This is a genomic window from Kitasatospora sp. Xyl93 (assembly GCF_055383135.1).
Genome location: NZ_AP029185.1, coordinates 4906326 through 4921650, shown reverse-complemented (window position 1 = coordinate 4921650; position 15325 = coordinate 4906326). Strand labels below are relative to the sequence as shown.

14 protein-coding genes are annotated in these 15325 nt (G+C 72.9%); 9 read left to right on the top strand and 5 right to left on the bottom strand.

Going from position 1 to position 15325, the window contains the following annotated elements:
* The first annotated feature begins 115 nt into the window (after window positions 1-115).
* The 4 genes from ACZ5GH_RS22035 to ACZ5GH_RS22020 all read left to right on the top strand — a co-directional run bounded on the left by ACZ5GH_RS22035 (window position 116) and on the right by ACZ5GH_RS22020 (window position 3861).
* A complete protein-coding gene (locus ACZ5GH_RS22035) occupies window positions 116-1504 on the top strand; it encodes an APC family permease (RefSeq protein WP_464335089.1) in 1389 nt (462 codons plus the stop codon).
* A 111-nt stretch (window positions 1505-1615) separates the two neighbouring features.
* The gene (gene xseA, locus ACZ5GH_RS22030) at window positions 1616-2827 is read left to right on the top strand and encodes an exodeoxyribonuclease VII large subunit (RefSeq protein ID WP_464335088.1); all 1212 of its coding nucleotides are present in this window, start codon (window positions 1616-1618) and stop codon (window positions 2825-2827) included.
* Between the two features lie 53 nt (window positions 2828-2880).
* Window positions 2881-3147 carry an exodeoxyribonuclease VII small subunit gene (locus tag ACZ5GH_RS22025; protein WP_387749757.1) on the top strand — a complete coding sequence of 89 codons (267 nt, stop codon included), beginning with the start codon at window positions 2881-2883 and terminating at the stop codon, window positions 3145-3147.
* 111 nt (window positions 3148-3258) lie between these two features.
* Window positions 3259-3861, top strand: a complete 603-nt coding sequence (locus ACZ5GH_RS22020) for a malonic semialdehyde reductase (RefSeq protein ID WP_387749754.1) — start codon at window positions 3259-3261, stop codon at window positions 3859-3861.
* 102 nt (window positions 3862-3963) lie between these two features.
* Here the strand turns inward: ACZ5GH_RS22020 and ACZ5GH_RS22015 are convergent, their stop codons facing one another.
* The gene (locus tag ACZ5GH_RS22015; protein WP_387749751.1) at window positions 3964-4500 is read right to left on the bottom strand and encodes a DUF4245 domain-containing protein; all 537 of its coding nucleotides are present in this window, start codon (window positions 4498-4500) and stop codon (window positions 3964-3966) included.
* Window positions 4501-4715: 215 nt separating this feature from the next.
* Between ACZ5GH_RS22015 and glpX the strand changes: the two genes are divergently transcribed.
* A complete protein-coding gene (gene glpX, locus ACZ5GH_RS22010) occupies window positions 4716-5756 on the top strand; it encodes a class II fructose-bisphosphatase (RefSeq protein WP_387749748.1) in 1041 nt (346 codons plus the stop codon).
* Between the two features lie 84 nt (window positions 5757-5840).
* Here glpX and ACZ5GH_RS22005 read toward each other — a convergent pair whose 3' ends face one another.
* Both ACZ5GH_RS22005 and ACZ5GH_RS22000 read right to left on the bottom strand, forming a co-directional pair.
* A complete protein-coding gene (locus ACZ5GH_RS22005; protein WP_387749745.1) occupies window positions 5841-6275 on the bottom strand; it encodes a WhiB family transcriptional regulator in 435 nt (144 codons plus the stop codon).
* 262 nt (window positions 6276-6537) lie between these two features.
* Complete coding sequence (locus tag ACZ5GH_RS22000; RefSeq protein ID WP_387749743.1) at window positions 6538-7239, bottom strand: DUF1707 SHOCT-like domain-containing protein; 702 nt, start codon at window positions 7237-7239, stop codon at window positions 6538-6540.
* A 207-nt stretch (window positions 7240-7446) separates the two neighbouring features.
* Between ACZ5GH_RS22000 and ACZ5GH_RS21995 the strand changes: the two genes are divergently transcribed.
* Window positions 7447-9114: a fumarate hydratase gene (locus ACZ5GH_RS21995; RefSeq protein ID WP_387749740.1), complete on the top strand. Its 1668-nt coding sequence runs from the start codon at window positions 7447-7449 to the stop codon at window positions 9112-9114.
* A gap of 69 nt (window positions 9115-9183) precedes the next feature.
* On the opposite strand, the gene ACZ5GH_RS21990 is transcribed toward ACZ5GH_RS21995, so the two are convergent.
* Window positions 9184-9942, bottom strand: coding sequence for a GntR family transcriptional regulator (locus ACZ5GH_RS21990; RefSeq protein ID WP_387749737.1), 759 nt, complete (start codon window positions 9940-9942; stop codon window positions 9184-9186).
* 138 nt (window positions 9943-10080) lie between these two features.
* Here ACZ5GH_RS21990 and ACZ5GH_RS21985 point away from each other — a divergent pair, with 138 nt between their 5' ends.
* Entirely contained in the window at window positions 10081-10356 is a 276-nt protein-coding gene (locus ACZ5GH_RS21985) for a hypothetical protein (protein WP_387749734.1), read from the top strand.
* Between the two features lie 184 nt (window positions 10357-10540).
* Here the strand turns inward: ACZ5GH_RS21985 and ACZ5GH_RS21980 are convergent, their stop codons facing one another.
* A complete protein-coding gene (locus ACZ5GH_RS21980; RefSeq protein ID WP_387749732.1) occupies window positions 10541-10825 on the bottom strand; it encodes a hypothetical protein in 285 nt (94 codons plus the stop codon).
* Between the two features lie 214 nt (window positions 10826-11039).
* Between ACZ5GH_RS21980 and ACZ5GH_RS21975 the strand changes: the two genes are divergently transcribed.
* Both ACZ5GH_RS21975 and ACZ5GH_RS21970 read left to right on the top strand, forming a co-directional pair.
* Window positions 11040-13994 (top strand): AfsR/SARP family transcriptional regulator, encoded by a 2955-nt coding sequence (locus ACZ5GH_RS21975; RefSeq protein ID WP_464335087.1) that lies wholly within the window; start codon window positions 11040-11042, stop codon window positions 13992-13994.
* Window positions 13995-14569: 575 nt separating this feature from the next.
* Window positions 14570-15241 carry a class I SAM-dependent methyltransferase gene (locus ACZ5GH_RS21970; RefSeq protein ID WP_387750576.1) on the top strand — a complete coding sequence of 224 codons (672 nt, stop codon included), beginning with the start codon at window positions 14570-14572 and terminating at the stop codon, window positions 15239-15241.
* Window positions 15242-15325: the final 84 nt, after the last annotated feature.

Here is a 15325-nt window from a genome sequence, read left to right as displayed (position 1 = left end):
ATCGTACGGGCGGCCGCGACCGGCGCTCGCCTTCCCGGTCCCCCGGCGGGAAGCCGCGCCGACGCCGGACACCTTCCGTGCAGACCCGGTCAATTGCGCTCAAAATATGGTGTCTATGAGCTCTGTGAGCGAGCGGGTGACGCCGAGCGGCCTGCGCCGCAGCCTGGGTGTCCGCGATCTGATGGTCTACGGACTGCTGTTCATCGCCCCGATGGCCCCGGTCGGCGTGTTCGGCGTGCTGGACGCCAAGAGCCACGGCGCCGTCGCCACGGTCTACCTGGCCGCGACGGTGGCGATGGGCTTCACCGCCGTCTCGTACACCCAGATGGTGCGCGCGGTGCCGCAGACCGGCTCGGTGTTCGCCTACGCGCGGGCCGGGCTGGGCGAGGGGCCGGGCTTCATCGCCGGCTGGATGGCGATGCTCGACTACCTGCTGATCCCCGCGGTGGCCTACCTGTTCTCCGGGATCGCGCTGAACTCCCTGGTGCCGGACGTCTCGCGCTGGGTCTGGACGGCGCTCGCGGTGGTGGTGACCACCGCCCTCAACCTGGTCGGGGTGCGGACGGCGGCGGTGGTCGGCTTCGCGGTGCTCGCGATGGAGATCGTGGTGCTGGCGGTGTTCGTGGCCGCGGCCGTGGTGGCACTGGCCCAGGACGGCGCCCGGCGCGGCTGGGACACCCCGTTCACCGCCGTCGGCGACTTCTCGCTGGCCGCGGTGGTCTCCGCGGTGTCCGTCGCGGTGCTCTCCTACCTGGGCTTCGACGCGATCGCCACCTTCGTGGAGGAGGCGGTCGGCGCCTCGGCGGCGGTGGCCCGGGCGGTGCTCTGGTGCCTGGCGCTGGCCGGGGTGCTGTTCATCGCCCAGACCTACCTGGCGGCGCTGCTGGAGCCGACCGGCCCGCAGCAGCTGGCCGCCGATCCGGCGGCGCAGGGCTCGGCCTTCTACGACACCGTGGAGAGCGGCGTCGGGCACTGGCTGCACGTGCTGGTGGCGGCCAGCAAGGCGATCGGCGCCGCCTTCGCGGCCCTGGCCGGGCAGGCGGCGGCCGGACGGCTGGTCTTCGCGATGGGCCGGGACGGCCGGCTGCCGCGCCTGCTCGGGACGGTCGACCCGGCCAGCGCGGTGCCGCGCCGGGCGCTGCTGGCCGCCGCGGTGATCACGATGGCGGCGGCGGTCTGGGCGGCCGAGCGGGACGACGGGCTGGACCAGCTCACCTCGGTGGTGAACGTCGGCGCGCTGACCGCCTTCGCGCTGCTGCACGCCTCGGTGGTCGGCTGGTACGCGGTGCGGCACGGCTCGCGGCGGTGGCTCCCGCACGTGGTCGTGCCGGTGCTGGGGATCGCGGTGATCGGGGCGGTGGTGTACGAGGCCTCGACCACCGCGCAGATCGTCGGGCTGGTCTGGCTGGCGGTCGGCCTGGTCGTGCTCGCCGTCCAGGGTGCCGCCGGCCGCGGCGGCACCCGCGGCGGTCCCGGCGGGGCCGGCCGCCGGCGGCGGCCGTGACCCGGACGGCGCAACGGCCGACGGGACGGCAGGCGGGCCGGCGGGCCCCGGCGGCCGCGACCGGGGTCGGCGGTCTCGGCCGTGTCGGCCCGCGCCGCTAGCCTCGTACGCATGGCCAACACCAGCTCCCCCGAAGCGCCGCTCCCGGTCGGCAAGGTCTCCGCGCTGATCGGCGGCTGGATCGACCGGCTCGGCGCGGTCTGGGTGGAGGGGCAGATCACCCAGCTCAGCCGCCGCCCCGGGGCGGGCGTGGTGTTCCTGACCCTGCGCGACCCGCAGGCCGACGTCTCTCTCACGGTGACCTGCTTCCGCTCGGTGTTCGACCAGGTCGCGGACGTGGTGCAGGAGGGCGCGCGGGTCGTCGTGCACGCCAAGCCGGAGTGGTACGCGGCGCGCGGCCAGCTGTCGATGCGCGCCTCGGAGATCCGCCCGGTGGGGCTCGGCGAGCTGCTGGCCCGGCTGGAGCAGCTGAAGCGGCGGCTCGCCGGGGAGGGCCTGTTCGCGGCCGAGCGCAAGAAGCCGCTGCCGTTCCTGCCGCAGTGCGTGGGGCTGGTCACCGGGCGCGGCTCGGCGGCCGAGCGGGACGTCCTGGAGAACGCCCGGCGGCGCTGGCCGGCCGTCCGCTTCGAGGTGCGCAACGTCCCGGTGCAGGGGGTCAGCGCGGTGGAGCGGGTGAGCGCGGCCGTGCGGGAGCTGGACGAGCACCCCGAGGTGGACGTGATCGTGGTGGCCCGCGGCGGCGGCAGCGTGGAGGACCTGCTTCCGTTCTCGGACGAGGGCCTGGTGCGGCTGGTCGCGGCCGCCCGTACGCCGGTGGTGAGCGCGATCGGGCACGAGCCGGACCAGCCGCTGCTGGACTTCGTGGCCGACCTGCGCGCCTCCACCCCGACCGACGCGGCCAAACGGGTGGTTCCGGACGTCGGCGAGGAGCTGGCCAAGGTCCGCCAGCTGCGCGACCGCGCCCGCCGGCACGTGCTGTCCCGGGTCGAGCACGAGCAGCACGGACTGGACGGGGTGCGCAGCCGCCCGGCGCTGGCCGCCCCGCACCGGATGCTGGACGGGCGCGGGCAGGAGGTGGACGGCCTGTTGGAGCGGGCCCGGCGCACCCTGCGGCACCGGCTGGACCACGCGCAGAGCGACCTCGGGCACACCCTGGCCCGGGTGGTGGCGCTCTCCCCCGCGGCCACCCTGGAGCGCGGCTACGCGGTGCTCCAGCGGGCGGACGGCACGGTGGTGACCGACCCGGCGCAGGCCGCGCCCGGCGAGGGGCTGCACGCCCGGGTGGCGGGCGGCGGCTTCGACGTCACCGTGGCGCCCGGGTAGTCCCCGCAGACCGGGGCTGGGGCGTGTCGGTCCGAGCCCCTACGCTGGCACGCATGGCAGAGCAGCAGGAGCAGCAGGACGCGGCGGCAGCGGCGGCGCCGAACCCGGACGACGCGCTGGGCTACGAGCACGCCCGGGACGCGCTGCTGGACGTCGTCCGGCAGCTGGAGAACGGCGGGACGTCGCTGGAGGAGTCGCTGGCCCTGTGGGAGCGCGGCGAGCAGCTGGCGAAGGTGTGCCAGCGCTGGCTGGACGGCGCCCGGGCGCGGCTGGACGCCGCGCTGGCCGCCGAGGAGGGCGCGGCCCCGGGCGGGGAGTGAGGCAGGTCACAAACACTTGGGGAATCGTTGAATATTCACCTATGTTGGACGGAGTGACCGGCTGCGGCCGATCATACCGACGAACTCCTTTTCCGCATGAGGTGCAGAAGCATGACCACCGACGCCCTGGTACTCGACGCCGCCGCTCAGGACCTGCTGTTCCGTGAGGCCCGCACCGCGAACACCTTCACCGACGAGCCGGTCACCGAGGAGCAGGTCCAGGCCATCTACGAGCTGGTGAAGTTCGGCCCGACCGCCTTCAACCAGCAGCCGCTGCGCGTCGTCCTGGTCCGCTCGGAGGAGGCCCGCGAGCGCCTCGTCCGGCAGATGGCGGACGGCAACAAGGACAAGACCGCCGCCGCCCCGCTGGTCGCCATCCTGGCCGTGGACAACGAGTTCCACGAGGAGCTGCCGACCCAGCTCCCGCACTTCCCGCAGGCCAAGGACCTGTTCTTCTCGGAGCGCAGCGTCCGCGAGCAGTCCGCCACGCTGAACGGCGCCCTGCAGGCCGCCTACTTCATCGTCGGCGTGCGCGCCGCCGGTCTGGCCGCCGGCCCGATGACCGGCTTCGACGCCGAGGGCATCAACAAGGAGTTCTTCGGCGACGGCGAGCACTCGGTGCTGGCCGTGGTCAACATCGGCAAGCCGGGCGAGGACGCCTGGTTCCCGCGTTCGCCGCGCCTGGCCTACGACGAGGTCGTCACCACGGTCTGATCCGCCCCGCGCGAAAGGGCCCCGCACCGGTTCGTCCGGTGCGGGGCCCTTCGGCGTGCGCGTGCCCGGCGGCGTGCGCGGGGCGCCACGGCCGGGGCGGGACTACTTGAGCGCCTGCGCCAGCTCGGCCAGCTCCTCGTAGGAGGCGGTGCCGGTGAGCAGGGTCGCCCCGGGGCCGGTCTGCACGGCCAGCGCGCGGGCCTTCTCGCCCTGCACCCGGTCCCAGGCGCGGCCGCCCGCCTCGGCGGTGCCGTCCGGCTTGGCGCCCGTCACGTGGTCGGCGAGCAGGGAGTCGCGCGGCACGTCGCTCTGCTCGATCGCCGCGTACTGGCCGGAGGGGGTCACGAAGCCCAGGTGCCAGGCGTTGCCCTTGCCGTTGTTGTCGGCGGCCGGCCGGTAGCTGACCGAGGTGGCCCGCCACTTGTCCGGCAGCCCCTCCGGGGAGAGCAGCGGGTACGGCGCGGTGCGCTTGGCGGAGGCCGCCGCGACCTTGTACTCGACGACGTGCACCGGGTCGCCGTTGGCGTCGTGCGGGAGGAACAGGTACCCGACCCAGACGACGATCCCGACCGCCAGCATCGACAGGACCATGTCCCGTACGGTCTGCCGGCCCCTCATGCCCTTGCTGTCTGCTGCCACCCCCACATGGTGACTCATCCACATCTCCGGGCGGTCACCAGGGGTGTCCACGTACGGGTGAAAGGGGACGAACCGGTGTTTTCCGCGACAGAGCAGCGACCCGCGCCACAGACAGTCATCTCGTGGGCAGATACGATCGCAGAACCCTCACCACGGCGTTCGACCTGGCAGTAGTCGGGCGCTCACTGGCCGTCGCGTACAGAGAGGTAACGACGATGACCACGCAGTACCCGCACCACCTTCCCAGTGCCCTGGAGGTCGCGCCCGAGGCTCCGGACCGGAACCTCGCGCTCGAGCTCGTCCGGGTCACCGAGGCGGCCGCGATGGCCGCCGGCCGGTGGGTCGGACGTGGCGACAAGAACGGCGCGGACGGTGCCGCCGTGAAGGCGATGCGCACCCTCGTCTCGACCGTCTCGATGAACGGCGTCGTCGTCATCGGGGAGGGCGAGAAGGACGAAGCCCCGATGCTCTACAACGGCGAGCGGGTCGGCGACGGCACCGGCGCCGAGTGCGACGTCGCGGTCGACCCGGTGGACGGCACCACGCTGACCGCCAAGGGCATGAACAACGCGGTGGCCGTCCTGGCCGTCGCCGACCGCGGCACCATGTTCGACCCCAGCGCCGTGTTCTACATGGACAAGCTGGTGGCCGGGCCGGAGGCGGCCGAGTTCGTCGACATCACCGCCCCGGCCGCGGTCAACATCCGCCGGGTCGCCAAGGCCAAGGGCAGCGCCGTCGAGGACGTCACCGTCGTCGTGCTCGACCGCCCGCGCCACGACGGCCTGGTCCGGGAGATCCGCGAGGCGGGCGCCCGGATCAAGTTCATCTCGGACGGCGACGTGGCCGGCGCCATCATGGCCGCCCGCGAGGGCACCGGCGTCGACCTGCTGATGGGCGTCGGCGGCACCCCGGAGGGCATCATCGCGGCCTGCGCGATGAAGTGCATGGGCGGCGTGATCCAGGGCCGGCTGTGGCCCAAGGACGACGCCGAGCGGCAGAAGGCCCTGGACGCCGGTCACGACCTGGACCGGGTGCTCACCACGGACGACCTGGTCAGCGGCGAGAACGTGTTCTTCGTCGCCACCGGCATCACCGACGGCGAGCTGCTGCGCGGCGTGCACTACCGCTCGGAGACCGCCACCACCAGCTCGCTGGTGATGCGCTCCAAGAGCGGCACCATCCGCGAGATCAACTCCACCCACAAGCTCGCGAAGCTGCGGGCCTACAGCGCGATCGACTTCGACCGCGCCAACTGAGCCCCACCCGAGCGCACTTCGCGGCCCCGGCGGAATCCCCCTCCGCCGGGGCCGCGTCGCGTCCCCTGGGTCTCGGACCCGGCGTCACCCGGCTATCCGGCGCCGCGCGGCCTCCGTCACCCGGGCCGCCTCGCGCAGCTCCGCGTCCCGGCGGCGGCGCCGGGCCAGCACCACCCGCCGCTCGGCGGCCGTCAGCCCGCCCCAGACCCCGTACGGCTCCGGCTGCGCCAGCGCGTGCTCGCGGCACTCCAGCAGCACCGGGCAGCGGGCGCACACCTGCTTGGCCTGCTCCTCGCGCGACAGCCGGGCCGCCGTCGGCTCCTTGGAGGGCGCGAAGAACAGCCCCACCTCGTCCCGCCGACACGCGGCACCGGTGTGCCAGGGGTTGTCCTCGCCCGCGGGGGAGCCCGCCGGGACGCCCGGGGACTGCGGCTGCGGCCGGGCGCCGGGACGGCGCTCCAGGACCTGCTGCGCAGCGGCGGCTGGCGAGGTGGTGCGGGACTCGATCGGATGCAGCACGGCCGTACTCCTGACGAGGCTCTCGGACACGGGGAACCCTCGCTCCCCCGCCGGCCGCGAGCCCCCGCTGTCCCACCCGGGCGCGGCCGCTCGGCCACCTCCGGTGCGCAGCCGTCCAAGAAGCGATGTGCGGAAGGAACTACCCCGCCCGGCCGCGATTCATGCACACTGCACGCAATCGACTACGCAGCGCACTGGGCACAACGCCGAGCGCCCGACCGGGAGTTGGTTCCCGGTCGGGCGCATTGCAGGTCAACGACGGTCAGTCGGTGCCGAGTTGGCGGCGCACCCACTCCTTGAGCTTCTTGCCCCGGCGCGGCTTGGCCTCGCAACCGCCGAACAGCGCAAGGCCCTTGATCCGGACAACCGGAGCGTACGGGTCCGCCGCGGTCTGCTCCCGGACGTCGAAACCGCCGAAGATGCCGACGCCGGACCCCTGCAGGGTGACGTTCTCCGGCACCCGCACCTCGACGCCGCCGAAGACCGCCGTGACGGTGATCTCCACCTCGGGGGACTCGAACACGGCGTCGGTCAGGTCGATCTCCACCCCGCCGAACGCGGCGAAGGCGCTCAGCTGCGAGCCCACCCGCCAGCGGCCCTTGCGGGACGCGCCGCCGAAGACCGCCACCACCGTCGGGGACTCCTGGCGCGCGGGCGGCTGCGGGGTGCCCTGCGGGGCGTTCAGCGGCTGCTTCTCGAAGGACAGCGGGCGGGCCGGCAGGTCCCTGGTCAGCGGCGCGAGGTCGCCGAAGGTCTTCGCGGCGTAGGCGGCCTCGATCCGCTCGGCGTGCTCGTCCGCGTCCAGCCGGCCCTCGGCGTAGGCGTCCCGCAGCAGCTCCGCGACCTTCTCGCGGTCGGCGTCGGAGACGCGCAGCTCCGCCTGCGCGACCGGCGCGTGCGGCCCCGGCGCGCTCTCCGCCCTGGCCTCGGGCCGGAGTTCGGGCTTGGGTTCGGATTTGGTCATCGGTACGGGCGCCGGCACCGGCGGCTGCCCCGAATCGTCGTGCGACGGCGAGTTGTCCACGGGGTCAGCCTAGTCGCTCGCACTCCTGCGCGAGTGAGCCCGGTCACGCAAGGCTGACCTGTCCGCGTGCCGACTTCCGCCGGGTCCTACCCTGGATGGTGCTTCGCCGACGCAGCCGGACCAACTGGACAGCTAAGGACCGCCCCGATGGCTCCCACGCCAGACTTCGAGTACAGCGACCTGCTCCCCCTGGGCGCTGACCCGACCCCCTACCGCAAGCTCACCTCCGAGGGTGTCTCCACCTTCGAGGCCGGCGGTCGCACCTTCCTCCAGGTCGAGCCGGAGGCGCTGCGGCTGCTGACGGCCGAGGCGATGCACGACATCTCGCACTACCTGCGCCCCGCCCACCTCGCCCAGCTGCGCCGCATCCTGGACGACCCGGAGGCGAGCCCCAACGACCGCTTCGTCGCGCTCGACCTGCTGAAGAACGTCAACATCTCGGCCGGCGGCATCCTGCCGATGTGCCAGGACACCGGCACCGCGATCGTCATGGGCAAGCGCGGCCAGAACGTGCTGACCGAGGGCGGCGACGAGTCCGCCATCGCCCGCGGCGTGTACGACGCGTACACCAGGCTCAACCTGCGCTACTCCCAGATGGCCCCGGTGACCATGTGGGACGAGAGGAACACCGGCAACAACCTGCCGGCCCAGATCGAGCTGTACGCCACCGACGGCGACGCGTACAAGTTCCTGTTCATGGCCAAGGGCGGCGGCTCCGCCAACAAGTCGTACCTGTACCAGGAGACCAAGGCCATCCTGAACGAGGCGAGCATGCTCTCGTTCCTGGAGCAGAAGATCCGCTCGCTGGGCACCGCGGCCTGCCCGCCGTACCACCTGGCCATCGTGATCGGCGGCACCAGCGCCGAGTTCGCGCTGAAGACCGCCAAGTACGCCTCGGCGCACTACCTGGACAACCTGCCGACCGAGGGCAACGCCAGGACCGGCCACGGCTTCCGCGACCTGGAGCTGGAGGCCAAGGTCACCGAGCTGACCCAGAAGATCGGCATCGGCGCCCAGTTCGGCGGCAAGTACTTCTGCCACGACGTGCGCGTGGTGCGCCTGCCGCGGCACGGCGCCTCGCTGCCGGTCGCGATGGCCGTCTCCTGCTCGGCCGACCGCCAGGCGCTCGGCAAGATCACCGCCGAGGGCGTGTTCCTGGAGCAGCTGGAGACCGACCCGGCGAAGTACCTGCCGGACACCACCGACGAGCACCTGGACGACGACGTGGTGCGCGTCGACCTGAACCAGCCGATGTCCGCGATCCGCGCCGAGCTGTCCAAGTACCCGGTGAAGACCCGGCTCTCGCTCACCGGCACCCTGGTCGTCGCCCGCGACATCGCCCACGCCAAGATCAAGGAGCGCCTGGACGCCGGCGAGGGCATGCCCAAGTACCTCCAGGACCACCCGGTCTACTACGCGGGCCCGGCCAAGACCCCCGAGGGCTTCGCCTCCGGCTCCTTCGGCCCGACCACGGCCGGCCGGATGGACTCCTACGTCGACCAGTTCCAGGCGGCCGGCGGCTCGATGGTCATGCTCGCCAAGGGCAACCGCAGCAAGCAGGTCACCGACGCCTGCGCCGCGCACGGCGGCTTCTACCTCGGCTCGATCGGCGGCCCGGCCGCCCGCCTCGCCCAGGACTGCATCAAGAAGGTCGAGGTGCTGGAGTACGCCGAGCTCGGCATGGAGGCGGTCTGGCGCATCGAGGTCGAGGACTTCCCGGCCTTCATCGTCGTCGACGACAAGGGCAACGACTTCTTCCGCGAGACCACCGAGGGCCCGCTGATCACCAGCCTGCGCGTCCGCTCGAAGGAGTAGCCCCCACTACCCCCCGCACCGCCCCGGCCGCCCCTCGCGGCCGGGGCGGTGGCGTCGGCCGGTCGGCGCTCAGGCGTCGAAGTCGTACTCCAGGACGTAGGAGGCGGCGTCCAGGATCATCTCGTTGAGCTCGACGACCTGCCCCTCGTCGGCGAAGGCGGTGCGGCAGATCAGGATGACCGGGGTGCCGGCGGACAGCTCCAGGCGGGCCGCCTCCTCCCCGCTGGGCATCCGGGAGCGGACCTCCTCGCGGAAGTGCACGGGCTTGGCGCCGATCTCGGCGAGCCGGGCGTAGGTGCCGCCGGGGCCGGTGTCCTCGCGGGTTATCGCGGTGCCCGCGACCAGCAGGGCGGGCAGGTAGGAGGTCGAGAGCAGCACCGGCTTGCCGTCCAGGACGAAGCGGCGGTGCCGTACGCACATCGGGGCGCCCGGGCCGACCCCGAGCACCCGGGCCACGTGGTCGGGCGCGCCCCGCTCGGTGACGGACACCTGGTCGACCACCAGGCTGCGGTTGTCGATGTCCGCCGACCATATCGACCGGCCGGAGCCCCACTGCCCCTGCGCCAGCCGCTGGATGCCGCGCCGGCGCAGCGGGCGGAAGTCCCTGACGAACACCCCGGCGCCGCGGCGCGCCTCGGCGATGCCCTCGCTCTGCAGCACGCCCAGCGCCTGGCGGGCGGTCATCCGGGCCACGCCGTACTCGTCCATGAGGTCGTTCTCGCCGGGCAGGCGGTCGCCCGCGCGGTACCGGCCGGCGTCGATGGCCGCCTTCAGCGCGTCGGCGATCCGCTGGTACTTGGGCTGCTTGTCGCCACTGCTGCCGGTCATCGCCGCTCCCTCTGCCTCGGAGAAATCGTAGGCGTGCCCGCGGTCTCCGGTAAGGAGATAGGACCGTTGACATCTCTAGAGATATTAGCTTCTCTAGAGATGCTGGCCAGTCGCCGACCAGAGCGAGGAGCAGCAACGGTGAGCACCCGACAGCGCAACGCCCCGGCCTACCGGCCCCACGTGGGTGAACTCGTCCTCGACCGCAGGACCGGACGCACCGGCATCTACATGGACACCATCGGCGGCGAGCACTACCTGCGCCCCGAGCCCGGCGGCCGGGAATGGACGGCCGACCCGCACCAGGTCGCCCCCGCCCCCGGGGCCGGCGATTCAGCCGAATGCGATCTTCCTCGGCAATTTCGGCAAAACGCAGGCAAACAGCAACATTCCGACCACCGCAATACCCCCGGGTGAATCCGGAATTCCGGAACGAGCGGCGCCCGCCGTCGGGCACGTTACGGATATCACCGGTCACCATGAGTGCAACGTGGACACGTTTCGGCCACCCGGTGGACACCGGCGGGGAATTGGCGCGCCCGTAACCGCCGGTGCCCCCGCGCCCGGGCGGGGGCGACGGGGGCACCGGGGGCGCGGCCGCTTACGCGTGGCCGAAGACGATGCTCTCCGGCTCGTACTTCTCGCCCGGCTTGGCGGTGTCCGGCTTGGCCGGCTCGGGCAGGTAGTCGGCCTCGTCGCCGAAGGCGCCGTTCTCGATCGCGTTCTTCCGGTCGGCACTCGGCTCGGTGTACTCGGTCGGGTTCGAGGCCGCGGCGACCGCGCCCTCGACAGCCTGGCCGGCCTCCACAGCGACGGCCGGGGCCGGGGTCTGCGCCTGGTTCTCGGGCGTCGACGGCACCGGGGTCTCGCTCTGGTCGTTGGCCATTGGGCGGCCGCCTTTCGGTCATCAAATGTCGTCAGCCCGACCGGATTGGCGCGGGCGCGGGGACAGTATCGTAGGGTTGATTAAATGTCCGATAAACATCGTGCGACTGGCGGAACCGTCCGGCAGAGTCGGACGTCCGCCTAAGCTGAAGCACCACGGCGGACCGCCGAGCGCCCTTTCACGGAATCGACACCACAGGCCATCGGGGGACTTCATGGAGTTTCGGGAGACGCCGCAGAGCCCTGCGCCGCGCTTCCAAGTCCTCGGCCCGGTCCAGGCCTGGATCGACGGCAAGCCCCTCTCGCTCGGCTCCCCCCAGCAGCAGGCGGTCCTGACCACCCTCCTCCTGCACGCCGGACGCCCGGTCCCCACGCAGGACCTGGTCGACGCGCTCTGGGGCGACCGGCCGCCGGCCCAGGCGGTGGCCGCGCTCCGCACCTACGTCTCCCGGCTGCGCTCCGTCATCGAACCCCGGCGGGAGGTGCGCCGCCCCGCCGAGCTGCTGGTGTCGGTCGCCGACGGCTACGCGCTGCGCATCCCGGGCGAGGCCCTCGACCTGACGGTCTTCGAACGGCTCTGCACCGAGGCCGCGACCGCCCGGGCGAACGGCGACAAGCAGGAGGCACACCGGCTGCTGACCGAGGCGCTGAACCTGTTCAGCAGCCGCCCGCTCACCGGCATCCCCGGCCCCTACGCCGACACCCAGCGGCTGCGGCTGGCCGAACGCCAGGTGGCCGCCGCCGAGGAGCTGTGCGCCGCCGCCCTCGACATCGGCCGGCACGCGGAGATCGTCGGCGAGCTCAACAACCTGACCACGGAGCATCCGCTGCGCGAACGGCTGCGGGAGCTACTGATGCTGGCGCTGTACCGCTGCGGCCGCCAGGCCGAGGCGCTCGGCGTCTACACCGACACCCGCAAGCTGCTCATCGACGAGCTCGGCGTCGAGCCGGGCGTCGGCCTGTCCACGATGCACACCCGGATCCTCGCGGCCGACCCGTCGCTCGCCCTCCCGGCCGCGCCGGAGGCTCCGGCGAAGGACCATCCGGTCACTCCGCCGCCAGCCCAACTCCCGGCCGATGTTTCGGACTTCAGCGGCCGCACCGAGCTGGTCAGCGACCTCTCGGCGGTCCTGATGAACGCCACCGGCCAGGCCGTGGTGGTCACCTCACTGGCCGGCATCGGCGGCGTCGGGAAGACCACCCTCGCGGTGCACGTCGCCCACCGCGTCCGGGCCGAGTTCCCGGACGGACAGCTGTACGTGGACCTGCGCGGCGCCGGCGCCGCGCCGGCCGACCCGGTCGTCGTCCTCGGCGACTTCCTGCACGCCCTCGGAGCCACCGAGAACCCGGAGTCGATGGAGCAGCGCGCGGCCCTCTACCGCTCGCTGCTCGCCAACCGGCGGATGCTCATCCTGCTGGACAATGCGCGGGACGCCGACCAGATCCGGCCGCTGATCCCGGGCGTCTCCGGCTGCGCGGTGCTCGCCACCAGCCGCTCCCGGCTCGCCGGCATCCCCGGCGCACAGCTGTTCGATGTCGAGGAGCTGACGCCGCAGGAGGCCCTGGCACTGTTCTCGGCCATCGTCGGGGAGCAGCGGGTCGCCGCCGAACCGGAGGCCGCCATGGCGGTGGTCACCGCCTGCGGCTTCCTCCCGCTGGCGGTCCGCATCGCCGCCGCCCGGCTGGCCAGCCGGCCGAGGTGGAGCGTCTCCGACCTGGCCCGTCGGTTAGCCGACCAGCGCCGCCGGCTGGACGAACTCCAGCTCGGCAACCTGGCCGTGGAGACCACCATCGGGCTGGGCTACGGACAGCTGTCCCCGGCCGAGGCCCGCACCTTTCGACTCCTCGCCCTGATCGACTCCCCCGACATCCCGCTCGCGGCCGCCGCGGCGCTGCTCGGCATGGACGAGGACGCCGCCGAGGACCTCGTCGAGGCCCTGGTCGAGGCGAACATGCTGGAGTGCTTCACCCCCGGCCGCTACCGCTACCACGACCTGCTCCGGCTCTACGCCCAGCGGCAGAACGAGCGGATCGGGGACACCGAGGAGCAGCAGCGGGCCGTCCTGCGGCTGCTCGACCTGCTGATCCCGACCGTCCGCAACGCGGCCCGGACCATCGAACCGGACGACCCCGAGCCCGAGTTGCTCACCACGCCCTCCTCGCCCGGGATCGGCCTGCCGACCATTGGCTCCGCCCAGTCCTGGCTGCGGGCCGAGAGCGCCCTGCTGCTCAATTCCGTAGCCGCGGCGGCGAACGGGCCGCGCGCCTCGCAGCACGCGGCGATCGACCTGCTGATCCTGCTGTACGGCCTCGACCCGGACCCGACCCACGGCCCCCAGGTGCGCCCCGTCCTGGAAACCCTCGGACGCGAGGCGGAGCTGCGCGACGACTCCCCCGCGCTCGCCCGGGTGCACTTCGTCCTGGGTGCCCTGAACTACGTCACCAGTGACTTCCAGGGCGCCGAACACTCGCTGCGCCGGAGCCTGGACCACCAGTCACCGGACGAACCGACCGTCCAGCTGCTGGCCACCGCCAACATCCTGGGCGTGATCCTGAGCCTGGGCAACCGTCCGGCCGAGGCGCTGCCGTTCATGGAACAGGCGCGGGCCACCAGCCAGGCGGTCGGCGCGCCGACCGCCGAGGCCCGCATCGTCAGCAACATGGCCCGGGCGCAGCACCGGCTCGGGATGACCGAGACGGCGGTGCGGTCCGCCGGCGAGGGCGTCGCCGCCGCCCGGGAGTCCAAGAACGGTCCGCTGCTCGCCCAGACCCTCTACCAGCTGGGCGTGGTGCTCTCCGGCGGCGACGCCGTTCCGCACCTGCGCGAGGCGCACCGGCTCTACCAGTCGCAGCAGAACCCCCTGTGGGAGGGCTACACCCTGGCCCGGCTCGCCTCCGCCCTGCTGGTCGCCGAGCAGCCCGGCGAGGCGGCCTCGGCGGCCGGCGAGTCGCTGGCGATCGGCCAGGAGCTGGGCTCCGCCTACTGCCAGGGCCTGGCGAACGCCGCGCTGGGCGAGGCCCTGTTGACGCTCGCCCAGCCGGCCCGTGGACTCGCCTGCCTCCAGGAGGCGCATGCGATCTTCACGCGGCTCGGTGTGCCCGAGGCCTCCCCCGTGGCGGACCTCATCTCCCAGCAGCACACCGAGCCCCTCTCTCCCCCCGCGCCGTAAGGCCTCCGCTCCCCCACGGAGAACCTCCCCCGTTCCGCGCGTCGGCGCTCCCGCAGCCCCCCGGCTGCGGGAGCGCCCTCAACGCTTCCCCGGCGCTGGACTCCACTGTGCACCGGACCGATTGACGTTCAATAAACGTCGGATAGTCAGCCTGCGGCTCGGCAAAACCGCAGGTCATCGACCTTCCCCGGGCGCATCCTCCGGCGTGCGGGGCCCCGCGCACAACCCGGCCCGCACCCTCGTGCTTCCGCAACCCCGGCCACAACGGCCCAAGTGCGGCGAGTTGGCCGGAAAGGGACCCCACGACGCGGTGATCACGCATATTCTCAGATGCCAGTACGCACACGAGTGTCTGCCGGACAACGCATCGGGGTGCCGGTCCGTGCGCGTGGTGCGCAGAGCGTGATGTACCGCCACCGGCAGCGGCCCGCGGGGCCGTGGAGGAGCCACCGGAGGCCACGGGTGGAAGGGTGCCTCGCAACGTGACGACCGGACAGATATCCGACCCGTTCCCCGTCGGCGAGGACGCCGGCGACGACGATCCCGAGGTACGGCGGCGGCGGGCGGCCCGGGCGCTGCAGGCGGTCGCCTTCGACACCATCGGCGCCGGGTACGGCGATGCCTTCCCCGCCAAGGACGGACAGCTGGCCTGCGTCCGGCGGCTGCTCGCCGGGCTCGAACCGGGCGCCCGGGTGCTGGACGTGGGCTGCGGCAGCGGTGAGCCGACCGTCCGCCAGCTGGTCGCGGCGGGCCTGCGGGTCACCGGCGTCGACCTCTCCGACGGGATGCTCGCGCTGGCCCGGCGGACCGCCTTCCCGGGCGTGTTCGCACCGGTCCTCCATCGGATCGACCTGTACGATCTGGCCACCGAGCGTGCGGACCGGGTCTGGAACGCCCCCGGGCTGGGGCCGGCCGGCCGGGGCGGCTTCGCCGCGGTCACCGCGTTCTTCTCGCTGATCCTGCTGCCGCAGGACGAGATCCCGACCGTGCTGGGGCGGCTGCGCGAACTCCTGCGGCCCGGTGGGCTGCTGGCGCTCGGTATGGTCGAGGCGGACCTGGATCACGTTCCGCTTCCGTTCCTTGGCAGAGAGCTGCGGATCAGTGGGTATCTGCGGGAGGATCTGGAGCGGGTTCTGGTCTCGGCCGGCTTCGCCGTCGAGGACTGCTCGGGGCATCCGTACGCACCGGCCAGCACCTCGCTGCCGCCGGAGGAACAGCTGTTCCTGTGCTGTCGACGCGTCGGCTGATCGAACCGGGACAGGACCGGCCGCACTCGCGGCCGACGCAACAGAACAGCTCACCGACCACACCGAATCCAGGACAGGCAGCCG

Bases quoted from the DNA above. Each gene is read 5' to 3' on its own strand.
- ACZ5GH_RS22035 (WP_464335089.1), top strand. From the start codon at position 116: ATGAGCTCTGTGAGCGAGCGGGTGACGCCGAGCGGCCTGCGCCGCAGC.
- xseA (WP_464335088.1), top strand. From the start codon at position 1,616: ATGGCCAACACCAGCTCCCCCGAAGCGCCGCTCCCGGTCGGCAAGGTC.
- ACZ5GH_RS22025 (WP_387749757.1), top strand. From the start codon at position 2,881: ATGGCAGAGCAGCAGGAGCAGCAGGACGCGGCGGCAGCGGCGGCGCCG.
- ACZ5GH_RS22020 (WP_387749754.1), top strand. From the start codon at position 3,259: ATGACCACCGACGCCCTGGTACTCGACGCCGCCGCTCAGGACCTGCTG.
- glpX (WP_387749748.1), top strand. From the start codon at position 4,716: ATGACCACGCAGTACCCGCACCACCTTCCCAGTGCCCTGGAGGTCGCG.
- ACZ5GH_RS22000 (WP_387749743.1), bottom strand. From the start codon at position 7,239: ATGACCAAATCCGAACCCAAGCCCGAACTCCGGCCCGAGGCCAGGGCG.
- ACZ5GH_RS21995 (WP_387749740.1), top strand. From the start codon at position 7,447: ATGGCTCCCACGCCAGACTTCGAGTACAGCGACCTGCTCCCCCTGGGC.
- ACZ5GH_RS21990 (WP_387749737.1), bottom strand. From the start codon at position 9,942: ATGACCGGCAGCAGTGGCGACAAGCAGCCCAAGTACCAGCGGATCGCC.
- ACZ5GH_RS21980 (WP_387749732.1), bottom strand. From the start codon at position 10,825: ATGGCCAACGACCAGAGCGAGACCCCGGTGCCGTCGACGCCCGAGAAC.
- ACZ5GH_RS21975 (WP_464335087.1), top strand. From the start codon at position 11,040: ATGGAGTTTCGGGAGACGCCGCAGAGCCCTGCGCCGCGCTTCCAAGTC.